Source organism: Mesorhizobium sp. CNPSo 4670, from assembly GCF_057784235.1.
This window is the reverse complement of sequence record NZ_JBWJFQ010000002.1, coordinates 135,661-149,751: the sequence shown is the minus strand read 5'-3', so window position 1 is coordinate 149,751 and position 14,091 is coordinate 135,661. Positions and strand designations below refer to the sequence as shown.

Sequence of the window (14,091 nt, the reverse complement as noted above, 5' to 3'; positions counted from 1 at the left end):
CCGTCCGTTTGCGCAAAGCACGGCGGGGCCGTTTTCATGCGCGACGCGCTATACCGGTACGCAATATCAGTGGCGCGGCAGCCCGGTGGCGCCAGCGCCGACATCAACAGTGATGCTGCCGGAAATCCTGACATCCGTGTTGCCGATCTTGAACTGGCCGTTCCCATTGCCAGGGGATGCGTCGTCGGGTTCTGGCTGCGGAGCCGGCTTGGCGATGCGATAGTCGCTGGTCACGCCGGGCAGGGCGCCTTTGGGCGCCGCTGGCGAGCTGTCGTCGGCAAGGGCGGTGCCGCTCATGGAGCCGGCAATAGCGACCACGACAACAGCGATGACGCGATGCAACGTTCTGGACGGATGAGTGTCGGTCATCGCCCAGTTATAGTGGCGTGTCGACGAGGCGACCAGACCGGCGTCGTCAAATCTTCGACAGCCGGCGACGCGCTTCAGCCTCACGCGGCCTGTTTGCGCGTATCGAAAACATGGTCGACAAGACCCCAGGCCTGAGCCTCGCGGGCCGTCATGAAGTGGTCGCGGTCCAGCGTGCGCTCGACCTCTTCATAGGTGCGGCCGCAATGCTGCGCATAGAGTTCGGCCATATGCCGCTTTGTCTGGCCGATGCGCTCGGCATGGCGCTGGATGTCGGAGGCCTGACCCTGGAATCCACCCAGCGGCTGATGCAGCAGGATGGTGGCGTTCGGTAGCGAGATGCGACGCCCGGCCGTGCCTGCCATCAACAGGAACGAGGCCATCGACGCGGCAAAGCCCATGCACACCGTCGACACCGGGCAGCTGATGTATTGCATGGTGTCGTAGATGGCGAAGCCGCTGGTCACCACGCCGCCAGGCGAGTTGATGTAGAGCGATATCTCCTTGTCGGGATTGTCCGATTCCAGCGACAGCAGCTGCGCGCAGACCAAGGCCGAAATGTCGTCGTTGATTTCACCGTTGATGAAGATGATGCGCTCGCGCAGCAGGCGCGAGAAAATGTCGAAGGCGCGTTCGCCGCGGCTCGATTGCTCGATCACCATCGGAACCAGACTGGCAAGGCCGCTCATTGTTTTGTCTCCGTCCGTTTCGTTGTTCAGGCCGCGCGCAGCAACAGCAAAGGCGTGTTCGCTGCGGCCGGCCGTCTTGAATTGCGGAACCCCAACGAAAGCCTGCAGCCGGCGCCGGCCATGGCAACAGCGGGCATTGCCGTTCGGGCAAAACCGTCATGGACGATGCGCAGATGCGTGCCGCCGGAGACGGTGCGGGCGAGTGTGAAGGTGACAATGCTGTCGAGCGGGCTGTCGAGCCGAGCCTGCGGCCCGGCATCGCCTGGCTGCGGCCGCTCGCGCCAGGAATAGCGCAGCAGCCGTTCGGGCTCGGCGTCGATGATCTCGCATTCGATCGCCGCCTCTGGCCCGGCGAAGGCAAAACGGCTGCCGGTCTCAGGGCTGATGTCGTTCGGCATCATCCATGCGGCGAGCAGCTCGGGCACGGTCAGCGCGCGCCACACCTTTTCCGGTGGCTCCGGCAGGTCGCACTCAAACTCGATCGCGTCAGGCGCGGTCTCGGTGTCCGCGTGGTTTTGGTGTGTCATTGATCCCATATTCTTCATTGATCCATGTCCTTCAAAACCGCCTTCAGCCTTTCGATGCGCTCCGGCCAGAAAGTCCGGTAGCGTTCGATCCAGGAGAGCAAGGGGGCAAGCCCTTGCGGATCGGCGCGGTAATATGCGTTGCGGCCCGCGCGCCGCTCGACCACCAGGCCGGCGCCGCGCAACACCGCCAGATGCTGCGACACAGCGGGTTGCGAGACGGTCATGCCGCTGCGCAGTTCCGAGACGCTCATTTCGCCAGCGGCGAGCCGCTCAAAGACGGCGCGGCGCGTCGGGTCGGCAAGGGCGCGGAAAATCTCTGCTTCGATCATGGTGAAAGCATAAGTCGATACTTATTGATTTGGCAAGCGCTGTTTTTACGAGCTGGTCGGAAGCCAGCGCCTCACCACCCCGGCAGGTCCATCAAACGTCGCCTCGAAGATTGGCGACGCAAGCACAGCGTGGATGTGAAGCGTTCCGGTGCCGACGTTCTTGAACCCGTGTTTCCTGTTCGCGGGAACAACGAGAGACTGGCCCGAAGTCAGGACGTTGTGCTCATCGTCGATCCACATCTCGGCCCTGCCGGCGATAACGGTCAGCACTTCCTCGACGGGATGCCAATGCGTTGGGGCACCTACCGTGGGCTCGACCCATTGCTCGAATATGCAAAGTTGCGATGCACCGTTGCTTGCCGACACATGCATACGCGTTCCCACACCTGCTCGCCATTGCTCGCGTGGCTGGTCCTCATGTGTGACGGAGTTCATTGATTGCCCCCGACCCATTCCCGATTTCATGGAAATTTCGGACCGGAACACTACATCTTGCTGACAAACATTGACAGAACGCCACGGGCGTTATAGAACAAAAAGGGAACAAAAACCTTGTGGGAAAAGCCAGCCATAGCAGGCGGCGATGGTCTGCAGCCTGTAAGGTGCTGCGACAAAAATTTGTTTCGGATGAGCGCGGAGAAATATCATGGCGGGTAGCGTCAACAAGGTCATTCTGGTCGGCAACCTCGGTGCAGATCCGGAAATCCGTCGCCTGAACTCGGGCGAGCCGGTCGTCAACATCCGCATTGCGACGTCGGAAAGCTGGCGCGACAAGAATTCCGGCGAGCGCAAGGAAAAGACCGAGTGGCACAACGTCGTCATCTTCAACGATCAGCTTGCCAAGGTGGCCGAGCAGTATCTGAAGAAGGGCATGAAGGTCTATGTCGAGGGCCAGTTGCAGACGCGCAAATGGCAGGACCAGACCGGCAACGACAAGTACACGACGGAAGTCGTGCTGCAGAAATTCCGGGGCGAGCTGCAGATGCTCGACGCACGCGGCCAGGGTGAGGGCGGTCAGGTCGGCGGCTATGCCGGTGGTGGCAGCAGCCGTGGTTCCGATTTCGGGCAGTCCAGTCCGAGCGAAAGCTTCAATCGTGGCGGCGGCGCCAAGAGCGGCGGTGGCCGTGGTTCGTCGCGCGAACTGGACGACGAAATCCCGTTCTGAGGACAATCAGCCACCGGAGAGGCGGCAATGTCGCTGCAACCGCTGCTTGCCGCCCCTTCTCCGGTTCCCTGGCATGCCTTTGCGGCTTTCGCCGCACTGGCGATAGGGGCCACGCAGCTGGCGCTGCCGAAGGGAACGCCGCGCCATCGCATCGCGGGCTATGTCTGGGCCGCGCTGATGCTGGTCATCGCCGTCTCGAGTTTCTGGATTCATCAGATCCGCCTCGTCGGTCCTTTCAGTCCGATCCATCTCCTGTCGATCCTGGTGCTGGTCGCCGTACCGCTGGCGGTGTGGCACGCGCACAATCATCGCGTCGCCAAGCATCGCAAGTCGATGATTGCGCTGTATGTCTTTGCGCTGGTCGGGGCCGGCATCTTCACGCTGTTGCCGGGCAGGGTCATGCACGATGTCGTCTTTGGCGTCGCGCGAGCCGGACCATGATCCTATTTAATCCTTGAGGCGGATGACCCCAAGTGGAAGGAATATCAGGTGAAGGCACGTGTAAAGTGGGTGGAGGAGCGCACCTTCGTCGGCGAATCCGGCAGCGGCCACAAAGTAGTGCTGGGAACCGCGCTCGGACCGGAAGGCAAGACGCCAGGACCTAGCCCGATGGAACTGGTGCTGATCGGCACCGGCGGCTGTTCGGCCTACGATGTCGTGCGTATCCTCGAAAAGGGGCGCGAGGCGATCGAGGATTGCGTGGTCGAGCTCGACGCCGACCGGGCCGAAACCGAGCCCAGGGTGTTTACCCGCATCCACATGCATTTCGTGGTCAAGGGCCGGTCGCTCTCCAGCGACAAAGTCAAACGGGCGATCGATCTTTCGATCGAAAAATATTGTTCCGCCTCCGCGATGCTGGCCAAGACCGCCACGATAACCCACGATTTCGAAGTCATCGATACAACGGCGAAGTAGGGCCGGCTTCGGCGGCGTGTCGCGCGCTATCCCGCCATAAGCGCCTTGATGCCGTCGGCGACGAACTGCACGGCAAGTGCGGCCAGGATGACGCCGAGCAGCCGGGTCAGGATCGAACGCCCGGTCTGGCCGAGGATGCGGTCGATGCGTTCCGACAGCACGAACACCAGATAGGTGATGGCAAGGCAGACGAAGATGATGCCGACCAGCGCCGCCTGCGCGGCGAACCCCTGGAATGAACTGGATAAAAGCACCGTCGCCGAAATGGCGCCGGGGCCGGCGATCAGCGGGATCGCCAGCGGGAAGGCGGCGATGTTGTGGATCATGTCCTTGGTGATGGCGACGTCGCCGATCTTCTCCTTGCGGTCCTGCCGCCGCTCGAACACCATTTCGAAAGCGATGAAGAACAACAGGAAGCCACCGGCGACGCGGAAGGCCGGCAGCGTGATGCCGAAGACCGACAGGATCGAGGCGCCGGCAACCGCAAACAGCGCCATCACCAGAAAACCGATGATCGAGGCGCGGGCGGAAACCTGCTGGCGCTCCTCGCGGTTCATGCCGCGCGTCACGGCAAGGAACAGCGGCGCCAGGCCAGGCGGATCGATGGTCACGAGAATGGTGACGAAGGCGTTGAACAGGCTGTCGAAGCTCGGCATCTCTGACCCCTCCCGCCGGGCCGCGCCCGCACCATGGCATTGGTAGAGCAAAGCCCGGTCGGTGGGAACTGTCAGCGGGACGAAACCGAAGACTTCGACCCTCCTTTCATCTTGACGCAATTCCGGACAGGAATTCTGGAGTTATTTTAGCCGGCAGCGCCGCAATAGGCCTCGATGCGATAACCGTCCGGATCGACGACAAAGGCGGCATAGTAATTTTCGCCACAGTCGGCGCGCAGGCCCGGTGCGCCATTGTCGCTGCCGCCTTCGCGCAAGCCGCCGGCATGGAAGGCGTCGACGCTGCTCCGCGTAGGTGCCGCGAAGCAGAAATGCAGGCCGGATTTTGCGTCCGATGGCACCGGCCGCGCGGCCTCGTTGACCCATAGCACGACGCCTTGCGCGCCATAACCCAACGAGCCCGGCGACTGGCTGAGGCAGCTATAGCCGAGCGGTTTCAGCGCAGCATCGTAGAAGCGCTTGGAAGCGGCGGCGTCGCGAACGCCGATCGAGATATGATCGAACATATTTTTCTCCATTGTTACAATGGCTTGTAGCGTCAGGTTGTTGCCGTTCGGCGCGCCAGGAATTCGACTTCCAGCCGCCATGTCGCGCCATTGTCGTGTGAGCGCTCGCCGAGCCAGCGGAAGGAATTCTCGGTGATGCGCGAAAAGCTCCAGCGCACCGAGGAGCCGGCGCCATCGGCGCCCACTTGCACGATCGTGTCGCCTTCGGCACGGCCGAGCTGCCGGCTGTAGTACTGGTTGCGCGGGTCGCTCCAGAAGATAGCCCAGGCGTCGGCGGCGGGGTCGTAGACGCGCAATGTCGTGCCATAGAACGTCCATTTGCCGAGCGAAGGCGAGGGGCCGGCGTCCCGCGCGGGCAGAATCCAGACATCCTGGATTGCGCGGCCTTCCAGCACCCAGCCGAAATGCACTTCGCCACTTCCGCTCAGCACCGTGCCGTCCTCGAGATGGCGGGAGGCGTCAAAAGTCCAGGCACCGACGAAACGGCCATAAAGTTTCAGTTTTTCAGCAAGTCCGTCGATTGGTCCGCCACAGTGCAAGGCTTCGGCAAAGGAGGATTGGTCGTACATGGTTCCGGTCTCTTCTTGTCAGGAGACCGGGAGGAGTAGGCCGCGATGGGGTTCTGGGCTTGGGAAAAATTGCTATATTTCGGTCATGACAGCGACCACGCGTACTCTCGCATCAGGGGCCGGCTGGCACGTGGCGGATGTGATCTGCACGGCCGGCGCCGGTGAGCGGCCGTTCGAGGAAGCCCATCGGGATTTCTGCGTCGCCGCGGTCTCCAGCGGCACGTTCCGCTATCGCGCGCAACAAGGCACAGCGATGCTGGCGCCCGGCGCGCTCCTGCTCGGCAATCCCGGCACATGCTACGAATGCGGGCATGAACATGGCAGCGGCGACCGTTGCCTCTCGTTCCATTTCGGGCCTGCCTATATGGAACGGATCGTGGCAGGTGTGCCGGGCGCGAAGAAGTTGGCTTTCACGGCGCCACGCCTGCCGCCGTTGCCGGCCCTGGCATCCTTACTCGCCGAAGCGGAAACCGCTCGCGAGATGGCCGACATCGACGCCTTCGAGGAACTCGGGCTGCGCATTGCGGGTGCCGCGGTGGCAGCAGTCGCTGGCACGACGCCTGTCAGGCGCGCGCTAAGCCGCCGCGATCAGAAGCGGGTTGCCGAAGCGGTGCGGCGGATCGAACTCGATGCCGACAGGCCGGTCTCGCTTTCAGCGCTTGCCGACGAGACCGCGACCAGCCCCTATCATTTCCTGCGCATCTTCCGGCAGGTCGCGGGCATGACACCCTACCAGTTCTTGCTCAAGACCCGGCTGCACCGCGCTTCGGTGCGGCTGCGGCTGTCCGACGATGCGGTCTCGGTGATCGCCTTCGACGCAGGCTTCAACGATTTGTCGACGTTCAATCGCCGCTTTCGGCGCGTCATGGGCGAGACGCCAGGCCAGTATCGCGCCCGCCGGACGAGCGACGTTGTCCCGCCTTTGTCCGTCGCTGCGGCCTTGCGGCGTCAGTCGGACGTCGGGCCGCACCAGCCCGGCAGGTAGTCGGCATCCTTGGCCTTGGCCAGGTTCAGGGCCTCCTTCATCGCCTTGTCGAAATTCTTCGCCACCGCATCCCGGTCGATGCGCCGGCGCAAAAAGTCGGCCCACAGGAATTCGCTGAACGGGGTGGTGTCCTTGGCGAAACCACCTTGCCGGCGCAGTTCGCCGGCCATGCTCCTGTAGGGGTCGTCGACGAGTTCGGCCATGGTCTTGGGAATGGCGTCGTAGCCCCGGCGCCTGCCGTTCTCATCGAACGGATGCATCCAGCCGCGATTGTCGAGCACGAAGAAGAAGGCGTCCTTGTCTAGGTCCGACAGGTCGCTGATCACCGTCACCAGAACATCCCCGATGCCTTCCTCGAGCAGGGCGCGGGCGAGATGGTGGTGATCGGTGACATAGTTGCGCTTCTTCGGCCCCAGTACGACGGGGACCATATGGGTACCGAGAAAAGTGCCGGTCTTCCTGGCGCTCTGTAAGCGGAGCATCTGGCGCTTCAAGGCGACTTCCCGCATGCCGACGGTGATCTGCGTCGGCCGTAAATCTCTGACTGCGACGGGGGTCAACAAGGGTTCCCGTGTGGTCGTCATTTGGCTTCGTCCTGTTGTTGCGGCTGGTGATCCGGAGCGAGCGTCCTGATGGCGGCATCGACACTGTGAAAAATCCGCTGCGGGCCGATCAGGTCGGCGATGCCAAATCGTGCCAGCGCCGCCTGGGCGCGCAGCGATTCCATCCGCGCGATGGCAAAGATCGCGCCCGCATTGCGGCAATGGGTGATGGTGTCGATCAGGGCTTGCGCGGCCGTGTAGTCGATCTCGACGATGTTGCTGGCTTCCAGCACGACCAGCTTCACGCTCTCACGCCTGGCATCGACAAGATCGACAAAGCCGCGTTTGAAGCCGTCGGCATTGACGAAGGACAGCGGCGCCTGGAATGCCGCGACGAGCACGCCGGGGAGCTGTTCGCCGGCAACTGGTTCGCTGGGCGGCCACCACACCGAAGTCCCCGGCACCTGTTCCAGTTCGATCAGCTGTGTACGGGTTGCGGTCCAGATTCCATGCAGGAGCGACAGGCCGATGCCGATCGCAACGCCGGTCTCGATGGGCAGCACGACGATGGCTGCCATGGTTATGAGGATCAATGCGAATTCCACCGGCGCCTGCCGGTAGACATTGGCGAACACCTTCCAGCGCAGAATGTGCTGAGCGACGAAAAGCAGAACACCGGCAAGGGCGGCCTGTGGAACATCGGCGAGAAGGCCGCCACCGAAAGCACCCAGCGCCAGCACAACGGCCGCGGCAATGAGGCCCGCGACCTGTGAGCGGCCACCCGACTGGGAGACGATTGCCGTGCGCGGCGGGCTGGCATTGACCGCAAAGGCGCCGAACAGGCCCGATGCGATGCTGCCGGCACCGACGCCGACGAAATCGCGATTGACGTTGGGAGCGTCACCCTGTTGCGGCGCGAAGGAACGGGAGGTGGCCGCTGTCTGCACCATGACGACGATGGCGATCAGCAATGCCAGCGGGACCAGCGCCTGCACATCGCTAAGGCTGGCAAGCGGCAGGCCGGCCCGTGGCAGGCCATTGGGCAAGGCGCCGAGCACCTCGACGCCGCGATCCTCGAGGCCGAAGACGGCAACCGCAGAGGTGGCGAGCACCATGCCGATCAAAGCGCCGGGGATGCGGGCGCTGATGCGTTCGGCGCAGAATACGGTTCCGAAGACGCCGAGGCCGAGTCCGAGGCTCCAGGGATTGGTGAGGTGCAGGCTGCCGGCGATCTCACCGATGCGCCGCAAGGTTTGACCGTTCTCGGCGGGCAGGCCGAGCAGTCCGGGCAATTGCGAAAAGATGATATGGACGGCGATGCCGGCCAGAAAACCCGTCGTGACCGGCACCGACAGGAGGTCGGCGACCCAACCAAGGCGAAAGACACCGCTCAGAATCACGATCAGCCCGACCATCAGCGCCAGCATGGAAGCCAGCGCCAGATAGTGCGGCGACCCGGCTGAGGCGAGCACGGCGAGACTGCCGGCAAAGAGAGGCGTGATCGTCGAATCCGCACCGGCCGACAGGTGCCGGTTGGCACCGAACAGGGCGAACGCCACCGAACCGGCAACAAAAGCGAAGAAGCCGACCTCGGGAGCAAAGCCGCCGAGGCGGGCGGTCGCCATCTGTTCGGGAATGGCGATCGCGGCCAGTGTGAGGCCCGCGACCAGATCGCCGTTCAGATCCCTCGGCGTCCAACCACTCAGGGCTCGCAACGGCAGCCAAGAGGTCCAATTCATCGCGCTCGTGGCTTTCGCTGGGGGAAAACGGTCCATCGCAGGCTTTTGCCTTGGTGGCGGCGAAACCGCCTTGGCCATATCGTCGCAATCAGTGGTATCCTTTTGAAATTACCACCAAAATTGACACTGGAAAAGTGTCGCGGATATTGGAGTTTCGGGCTTGCTTCCTATATAAGCAGCAAGTGATTCCTGATTAGATTGTGATCCGATTTGACCGACCAAAAGACACCGCGCGGCGCCGACGGCGGCCCCACCGGCATCGAGCCGATATCCATCGTCGAGGAGATGCAGCGCTCCTATCTCGATTACGCCATGAGCGTGATCGTCAGCCGTGCGCTGCCGGACGTGCGCGACGGCCTGAAGCCGGTGCATCGCCGCATTCTCTTCGCCTCGCATGAGAGCGGTTACCACTGGAACCGCAAATATGTGAAGTCGGCGCGCCCTGTCGCCGACGTGATGGGTAAATACCATCCGCATGGCGACGCCTCGATCTACGACGCTTTGGTGCGTATGGCGCAGGACTGGTCGTTGCGCGTGCCGCTGATCGACGGACAGGGCAATTTCGGCTCCATTGACGGCGATCCGCCGGCGGCGATGCGCTACACCGAATCGCGGCTGACCAAGGTCGCGCATGAGCTGCTGGAGGATATCGACAAGGACACCGTCGATTTCCAGGATACCTATGATGCGTCCGGCAGCGAGCCCAAGGTTCTGCCGGCACGGTTCCCCAATCTGCTGGTCAACGGCTCCGGCGGCATCGCCGTCGGCATGGCGACCAACATCCCGCCGCACAATCTCAGCGAAGTCTGCAACGGCGCCATCGCCATCATCGACAATCCGGCGATCGACCTGCCGGCGCTGATGGAGATCATCCCGGGCCCGGATTTCCCGACCGGCGGAATCGTGCTTGGCCGTTCCGGCATCTACAGCGCCTATTCGACCGGCCGCGGCTCCATCGTCATGCGCGGCAAGGTCAACATCGAACAACGCGGCAACGACCGCGAGTCGATCATCATCACCGAGGTTCCCTACCAGGTGAACAAGTCGTCGATGATCGAGAAGATGGCCGAACTGGTGCGCGACAAGCGCATCGAGGGCATTTCCGACATCCGCGACGAGAGCGACCGCCAGGGCTACCGCGTCGTCATCGAACTGAAGCGCGACGCCGTCGCCGACGTCATCCTCAACCAGCTTTACCGCTTCACGCCGCTGCAGACCTCCTTCGGCGCCAATATGGTGGCGCTCAACGGCGGCAAGCCGGAGCTGCTGACGCTGACCGACATGCTGAGGGCGTTCGTCGCCTTCCGCGAGGAAGTGATCACCCGGCGCACGAAATTCCTGCTGCGCAAGGCGCGCGACCGCGCCCATGTCCTGGTCGGTCTCGCCATCGCCGTCGCCAACATCGACGAAGTGATCAAGCTCATCCGCACCGCGCCGGATCCGCAGACGGCGCGTGAGCAGTTGATGGAGCGGCGCTGGCCGTCCGGCGATGTCGAATCGCTGATCCTGTTGATCGACGATCCGCGCCATCGCATCAACGAGGACGGCACCTACAATCTGTCCGAGGAGCAGGCGCGCGCCATACTCGAACTGCGCCTGCAGCGCCTGACCGCGCTCGGCCGCGACGAGATCGCCGACGAGTTGAACACGATCGGCGCCGAAATCATTGATTACCTGGACATTTTGTCTTCCCGCGCGCGGGTCCAGCAGATCGTCAAGGATGAGCTTGCCGCCGTGCGCGACGAGTTTGGCACGCCACGCCGCACCGAGCTCACCGATGGTGGCGCGGACATGGAAGACGAGGACCTGATCCAGCGCGAGGACATGGTCGTGACGGTGAGCCATTCCGGCTACATCAAGCGCGTGCCGCTGTCGCTCTACCGGGCGCAGCGCCGCGGCGGCAAGGGCCGCTCCGGCATGTCGACCAAGGAAGAGGATTTCGTCACCCGGCTGTTCGTTGCCAACACGCACACGCCGGTGCTGTTCTTCTCCTCGCGCGGCATCGTCTACAAGGAGAAGGTCTGGCGGCTGCCGATCGGCAACCCGCAATCGCGCGGCAAGGCGCTGATCAACATGCTGCCGCTGGAGCAGGGCGAGCGCATCACCACCATCATGCCGCTGCCCGAGGACGAGACCAGCTGGGGCGAGCTCGATGTGATGTTCGCCACCACGCGTGGCACCGTTCGACGCAACAAACTTTCCGACTTCGTCCAGGTCAACCGCAACGGCAAGATTGCCATGAAGTTGGAGGAGGAGGGCGACGAGATTCTAGGCGTCGAGACCTGCACCGACAATGACGATGTGCTGCTCACCGCCAGCTCCGGCCAGTGCATACGCTTTTCGGTCGGCGACGTGCGCGTGTTCCAGAGCCGCAATTCGGTCGGCGTGCGCGGCATAACCATGGCCGAGACCGACCGCATCATCTCGATGTCGGTGATCGAGAATGTCGATGCGCCGCCGGCCGAACGCGCCGCCTATCTCAAGCGGGCAGCGGCCGAACGGCGGCTTGCCGCCGGCATCGCGGCCGGCGAAGAGGAAGAGATCGCGCTGACCAACGAAGAGGTCGGCGAGGAGACGGAGCTTTCCGACGAGCGCTACGAATTCCTCAAGCAGCACGAGCAGTACGTGCTGACGGTGACCGAATATGGTTACGGCAAGCGCTCGTCGTCCTATGATTTCCGGCTGACCGGACGCGGCGGCAAGGGCATTCGTGCCACCGACGTTTCGAAGGTAGCCGAGATCGGCAGGCTGGTGGCGACCTTCCCGGTCGGCAATGACGACCAGATCATGCTGGTGTCGGACGGCGGTACCGTCATTCGGGTGCCGGTGAACGGCATCCGTTTCGCCAGCCGCGCCACCAAGGGCGTGACCATCTTCAACACTGCTGAAGGCGAAAAGGTGGTTTCGGTCGAGCGGATTTCGGAACCGCAGGCGGACGAGGAAGCCGAGGACGGTATCGAGGGCGGCGCTGAGTCCAATCCGGCTGCGGATACCGGCCCGGATGTCATAGAATAGGTTCTGACATAGCACCGCCGGCCCGTTGGCCGGCGTGGCGGCAAGTTTAAGCGAAACTTAGTAGTGGCGATATGGCTTGCGGGGGCCAAAACCTTCGAAGCGCTTGGCGTTGGCCTTGATGCGGACGCGCTGAGCCTCCTGATGCAAGCCGAAAACGGTGGCGATCAGCATGGCGACGGTCATTGCGGTGGCGAGCATGTAGATCAGCATGTGTGCGTTCTCCTGCGCCTAACAACGAAGATGTGGGATTTTGGTTTCATCCTAATAAGGTGCAACCTAGTGAACGCTGCGTGAAGGCTTCGTGATCAGCGTGTTCATCTGTCGTTCATGCGGCGGAAAAGGTTCACGACCGGCTCGCCAATCGGATTTGCCTTTGCGAGAGAGGCTCGTTAGAAGCACCAGCCATGACTGAACGCATCGCCCTCTATGCCGGCTCCTTCGACCCGTTGACCAACGGCCATCTCGACGTGCTGAAAGCGTCGCTGGCGGTGGCCGACGTCGTCTATGCGGCCATCGGCATCCACCCGGGCAAGCAGCCGCTGTTTTCCTTTGAGGAACGGGTGGCGCTGATCGAGAGTGCGACGAAGACCTTATTTGGCCGCGACGGTGCGCGCATCAAGGTTGTCGCCTTCGACGGGCTGGTCATCGAGGCGGCCAGGAAGCATGGCGCCTCGATCATGATCCGCGGCCTGCGCGACGGCACCGACCTCGACTACGAGATGCAGATGGCTGGCATGAACGAGACCATGGCGCCTGAACTGCAGACGGTTTTTCTGCCTGCCAGCCCGTCCGTGCGCACCATTACCGCCACACTTGTCCGCCAGATTGCCTCGATGGGGGGCGACATCCGCCCCTTCGTGCCGGCGGCGGTTGCCGGTGCGCTCACCGCCAAATTCGCGAAATAAAGACTTCGGAGAAAAATCCATGCAGCTGAAAAAGCTTGCCTCGCTCCTCATTGTGCTTGCCGGTCTTGTGACCGCATCGGTCTCGGCTTTCGCCGCCGATCCCGAAAACACCATGATCATCACGCTGAAGGACGGCGACGTCACCATCGCGCTTCGGCCCGATCTCGCGCCCAAGAACGTCGCGCAGATCAAGAAGCTGGTGCGCCAGGGCGCCTATGACAACGTCGCCTTCCATCGCGTCATCGACGGCTTCATGGCGCAGACCGGCGACGTCAAGTTCGGCAACATGAAGAAGGGTTTTAGCGCCGAGGCCGTCGGCACCGGCGGTTCCGATCAGCCCGACCTGCCGGCCGAATTCTCGAAGACCGAGCACTACAAGCGCGGCGTGGTCGGCATGGCCCGCTCGCAGGATCCCAACTCCGCCAATTCGCAGTTCTTCATCATGTTCGCGCCGGCGCCCCCGCTCGATGGCCAGTACACGATCGTCGGCAACGTCGTCAGCGGCATGGAACTGGTGGACCACATCAAGAAAGGCGACGAAGCGGACAATGGCACGGTCACCGACCCTGACCGGATGCTCAAGGTGCGCATCGCCGCAGACAAGTAAACTTGTCGAATAACTCTGTTTTCTGAAAAGGATATCTGACATGGCCGAGATCAAGGACCGCGAAAACGCGCTCATCATGGAGACGACCAAGGGCAACGTCGTCATCGAACTTTTCCCCGACCTGGCGCCCGGCCATGTCGCCCGTATCAAGGAACTGGCACGCGAAGGCGCCTATGACGGCGTGGTCTTCCACCGCGTCATCGACGGCTTCATGGCGCAGACCGGCGACGTCAAGTTCGGCAATTCCAGCAAGCCCTCTTTTGCTCCGTCGCGTGCCGGCATGGGCGGCTCCGACAAGCCGGACCTCAAGGCTGAATTCTCCAATGCCAACCATGGCCGTGGTACCTGTTCGATGGCTCGTTCGCAGAACCCGAACTCGGCCAATTCGCAGTTCTTCATCTGTTTCGACGATGCCGCCTTCCTCAACCGCCAGTACACGGTCTGGGGCCAGGTCATCGAAGGCATGGACAATGTCGACAAGATCAAGCGCGGCGAGCCGGTGCCGGATCCCGACAAGATCGTGTCGCTGAAGGTCGCGGCCGACATCAAGTAAGGTAA

General features: G+C 62.7%; 19 protein-coding genes. 8 read left to right on the top strand and 11 right to left on the bottom strand.

Annotated features, from left to right (window positions below):
- Nucleotides 1-66 precede the first annotated feature (66 nt).
- The 5 genes from AC0ZT5_RS04175 to AC0ZT5_RS04155 form a co-directional block, all read right to left on the bottom strand.
- The gene (locus AC0ZT5_RS04175) at nucleotides 67-369 is read right to left on the bottom strand and encodes a hypothetical protein (RefSeq protein WP_457154747.1); all 303 of its coding nucleotides are present in this window, start codon (nucleotides 367-369) and stop codon (nucleotides 67-69) included.
- Nucleotides 370-449: 80 nt separating this feature from the next.
- Nucleotides 450-1,055, bottom strand: a complete 606-nt coding sequence (locus AC0ZT5_RS04170) for an ATP-dependent Clp protease proteolytic subunit (RefSeq protein WP_457154744.1) — start codon at nucleotides 1,053-1,055, stop codon at nucleotides 450-452.
- 26 nt (nucleotides 1,056-1,081) lie between these two features.
- Nucleotides 1,082-1,582 carry an SRPBCC family protein gene (locus tag AC0ZT5_RS04165; RefSeq protein WP_488495394.1) on the bottom strand — a complete coding sequence of 167 codons (501 nt, stop codon included), beginning with the start codon at nucleotides 1,580-1,582 and terminating at the stop codon, nucleotides 1,082-1,084.
- A gap of 14 nt (nucleotides 1,583-1,596) precedes the next feature.
- A complete protein-coding gene (locus AC0ZT5_RS04160; protein ID WP_184874045.1) occupies nucleotides 1,597-1,911 on the bottom strand; it encodes an ArsR/SmtB family transcription factor in 315 nt (104 codons plus the stop codon).
- Nucleotides 1,912-1,956: 45 nt separating this feature from the next.
- Nucleotides 1,957-2,346: a cupin domain-containing protein gene (locus AC0ZT5_RS04155; protein ID WP_477395158.1), complete on the bottom strand. Its 390-nt coding sequence runs from the start codon at nucleotides 2,344-2,346 to the stop codon at nucleotides 1,957-1,959.
- Between the two features lie 211 nt (nucleotides 2,347-2,557).
- On the opposite strand from AC0ZT5_RS04155, the gene AC0ZT5_RS04150 reads away from it, so the two are divergent.
- Genes AC0ZT5_RS04150 through AC0ZT5_RS04140 form a run of 3 tightly spaced genes read left to right on the top strand, consistent with a single transcriptional unit; the run spans nucleotide 2,558 to nucleotide 3,991 of the window.
- Complete coding sequence (locus tag AC0ZT5_RS04150; RefSeq protein WP_488495393.1) at nucleotides 2,558-3,076, top strand: single-stranded DNA-binding protein; 519 nt, start codon at nucleotides 2,558-2,560, stop codon at nucleotides 3,074-3,076.
- 27 nt (nucleotides 3,077-3,103) lie between these two features.
- Nucleotides 3,104-3,517, top strand: a complete 414-nt coding sequence (locus AC0ZT5_RS04145; RefSeq protein ID WP_477395156.1) for a DUF2306 domain-containing protein — start codon at nucleotides 3,104-3,106, stop codon at nucleotides 3,515-3,517.
- Nucleotides 3,518-3,565: 48 nt separating this feature from the next.
- Nucleotides 3,566-3,991 (top strand): OsmC family protein, encoded by a 426-nt coding sequence (locus tag AC0ZT5_RS04140; protein ID WP_488495392.1) that lies wholly within the window; start codon nucleotides 3,566-3,568, stop codon nucleotides 3,989-3,991.
- A 26-nt stretch (nucleotides 3,992-4,017) separates the two neighbouring features.
- Here AC0ZT5_RS04140 and AC0ZT5_RS04135 read toward each other — a convergent pair whose 3' ends face one another.
- The 3 genes from AC0ZT5_RS04135 to AC0ZT5_RS04125 all read right to left on the bottom strand — a co-directional run bounded on the left by AC0ZT5_RS04135 (nucleotide 4,018) and on the right by AC0ZT5_RS04125 (nucleotide 5,740).
- Nucleotides 4,018-4,647: a MarC family protein gene (locus AC0ZT5_RS04135; protein ID WP_488495391.1), complete on the bottom strand. Its 630-nt coding sequence runs from the start codon at nucleotides 4,645-4,647 to the stop codon at nucleotides 4,018-4,020.
- A gap of 146 nt (nucleotides 4,648-4,793) precedes the next feature.
- Nucleotides 4,794-5,171: a VOC family protein gene (locus AC0ZT5_RS04130; RefSeq protein ID WP_488495390.1), complete on the bottom strand. Its 378-nt coding sequence runs from the start codon at nucleotides 5,169-5,171 to the stop codon at nucleotides 4,794-4,796.
- Nucleotides 5,172-5,203: 32 nt separating this feature from the next.
- Nucleotides 5,204-5,740 carry a hypothetical protein gene (locus AC0ZT5_RS04125; protein ID WP_488495389.1) on the bottom strand — a complete coding sequence of 179 codons (537 nt, stop codon included), beginning with the start codon at nucleotides 5,738-5,740 and terminating at the stop codon, nucleotides 5,204-5,206.
- An 85-nt stretch (nucleotides 5,741-5,825) separates the two neighbouring features.
- Between AC0ZT5_RS04125 and AC0ZT5_RS04120 the strand changes: the two genes are divergently transcribed.
- Nucleotides 5,826-6,725: a helix-turn-helix transcriptional regulator gene (locus tag AC0ZT5_RS04120; RefSeq protein WP_488495388.1), complete on the top strand. Its 900-nt coding sequence runs from the start codon at nucleotides 5,826-5,828 to the stop codon at nucleotides 6,723-6,725.
- On the opposite strand, the gene AC0ZT5_RS04115 is transcribed toward AC0ZT5_RS04120, so the two are convergent.
- Nucleotides 6,689-7,309: a ParB-like protein gene (locus AC0ZT5_RS04115; RefSeq protein ID WP_488495387.1), complete on the bottom strand. Its 621-nt coding sequence runs from the start codon at nucleotides 7,307-7,309 to the stop codon at nucleotides 6,689-6,691. The genes AC0ZT5_RS04120 and AC0ZT5_RS04115 overlap by 37 nt on opposite strands.
- Complete coding sequence (locus AC0ZT5_RS04110) at nucleotides 7,306-9,006, bottom strand: SulP family inorganic anion transporter (RefSeq protein WP_488495386.1); 1,701 nt, start codon at nucleotides 9,004-9,006, stop codon at nucleotides 7,306-7,308. The genes AC0ZT5_RS04115 and AC0ZT5_RS04110 overlap by 4 nt, the downstream gene beginning before the upstream one ends.
- A gap of 210 nt (nucleotides 9,007-9,216) precedes the next feature.
- On the opposite strand from AC0ZT5_RS04110, the gene gyrA reads away from it, so the two are divergent.
- Nucleotides 9,217-12,021, top strand: coding sequence for a DNA gyrase subunit A (gyrA, locus tag AC0ZT5_RS04105; RefSeq protein ID WP_488495385.1), 2,805 nt, complete (start codon nucleotides 9,217-9,219; stop codon nucleotides 12,019-12,021).
- A 57-nt stretch (nucleotides 12,022-12,078) separates the two neighbouring features.
- Here the strand turns inward: gyrA and AC0ZT5_RS04100 are convergent, their stop codons facing one another.
- Nucleotides 12,079-12,231: a hypothetical protein gene (locus AC0ZT5_RS04100; RefSeq protein ID WP_352678740.1), complete on the bottom strand. Its 153-nt coding sequence runs from the start codon at nucleotides 12,229-12,231 to the stop codon at nucleotides 12,079-12,081.
- A 194-nt stretch (nucleotides 12,232-12,425) separates the two neighbouring features.
- Here AC0ZT5_RS04100 and coaD point away from each other — a divergent pair, with 194 nt between their 5' ends.
- The 3 genes from coaD to AC0ZT5_RS04085 are packed head-to-tail and all read left to right on the top strand — an operon-like array spanning nucleotide 12,426 to nucleotide 14,086.
- Nucleotides 12,426-12,926 (top strand): pantetheine-phosphate adenylyltransferase, encoded by a 501-nt coding sequence (gene coaD / locus AC0ZT5_RS04095; RefSeq protein ID WP_488495384.1) that lies wholly within the window; start codon nucleotides 12,426-12,428, stop codon nucleotides 12,924-12,926.
- A 19-nt stretch (nucleotides 12,927-12,945) separates the two neighbouring features.
- Nucleotides 12,946-13,533: a peptidylprolyl isomerase gene (locus tag AC0ZT5_RS04090; protein ID WP_488495383.1), complete on the top strand. Its 588-nt coding sequence runs from the start codon at nucleotides 12,946-12,948 to the stop codon at nucleotides 13,531-13,533.
- A gap of 40 nt (nucleotides 13,534-13,573) precedes the next feature.
- Nucleotides 13,574-14,086 (top strand): peptidylprolyl isomerase, encoded by a 513-nt coding sequence (locus tag AC0ZT5_RS04085; protein WP_477288829.1) that lies wholly within the window; start codon nucleotides 13,574-13,576, stop codon nucleotides 14,084-14,086.
- The last annotated feature ends 5 nt before the right edge of the window (nucleotides 14,087-14,091 follow it).

Coding starts and splice junctions, on each gene's coding strand:
- AC0ZT5_RS04175 (WP_457154747.1), bottom strand. CDS start 369: ATGACCGACACTCATCCGTCCAGAACGTTGCATCGCGTCATCGCTGTT.
- AC0ZT5_RS04170 (WP_457154744.1), bottom strand. CDS start 1,055: ATGAGCGGCCTTGCCAGTCTGGTTCCGATGGTGATCGAGCAATCGAGC.
- AC0ZT5_RS04165 (WP_488495394.1), bottom strand. CDS start 1,582: ATGACACACCAAAACCACGCGGACACCGAGACCGCGCCTGACGCGATC.
- AC0ZT5_RS04160 (WP_184874045.1), bottom strand. CDS start 1,911: ATGATCGAAGCAGAGATTTTCCGCGCCCTTGCCGACCCGACGCGCCGC.
- AC0ZT5_RS04155 (WP_477395158.1), bottom strand. CDS start 2,346: ATGAACTCCGTCACACATGAGGACCAGCCACGCGAGCAATGGCGAGCA.
- AC0ZT5_RS04150 (WP_488495393.1), top strand. CDS start 2,558: ATGGCGGGTAGCGTCAACAAGGTCATTCTGGTCGGCAACCTCGGTGCA.
- AC0ZT5_RS04145 (WP_477395156.1), top strand. CDS start 3,104: ATGTCGCTGCAACCGCTGCTTGCCGCCCCTTCTCCGGTTCCCTGGCAT.
- AC0ZT5_RS04135 (WP_488495391.1), bottom strand. CDS start 4,647: ATGCCGAGCTTCGACAGCCTGTTCAACGCCTTCGTCACCATTCTCGTG.
- AC0ZT5_RS04130 (WP_488495390.1), bottom strand. CDS start 5,171: ATGTTCGATCATATCTCGATCGGCGTTCGCGACGCCGCCGCTTCCAAG.
- AC0ZT5_RS04125 (WP_488495389.1), bottom strand. CDS start 5,740: ATGTACGACCAATCCTCCTTTGCCGAAGCCTTGCACTGTGGCGGACCA.
- AC0ZT5_RS04120 (WP_488495388.1), top strand. CDS start 5,826: ATGACAGCGACCACGCGTACTCTCGCATCAGGGGCCGGCTGGCACGTG.
- AC0ZT5_RS04115 (WP_488495387.1), bottom strand. CDS start 7,309: ATGACGACCACACGGGAACCCTTGTTGACCCCCGTCGCAGTCAGAGAT.
- AC0ZT5_RS04110 (WP_488495386.1), bottom strand. CDS start 9,006: ATGAATTGGACCTCTTGGCTGCCGTTGCGAGCCCTGAGTGGTTGGACG.
- AC0ZT5_RS04100 (WP_352678740.1), bottom strand. CDS start 12,231: ATGCTGATCTACATGCTCGCCACCGCAATGACCGTCGCCATGCTGATC.
- coaD (WP_488495384.1), top strand. CDS start 12,426: ATGACTGAACGCATCGCCCTCTATGCCGGCTCCTTCGACCCGTTGACC.
- AC0ZT5_RS04090 (WP_488495383.1), top strand. CDS start 12,946: ATGCAGCTGAAAAAGCTTGCCTCGCTCCTCATTGTGCTTGCCGGTCTT.
- AC0ZT5_RS04085 (WP_477288829.1), top strand. CDS start 13,574: ATGGCCGAGATCAAGGACCGCGAAAACGCGCTCATCATGGAGACGACC.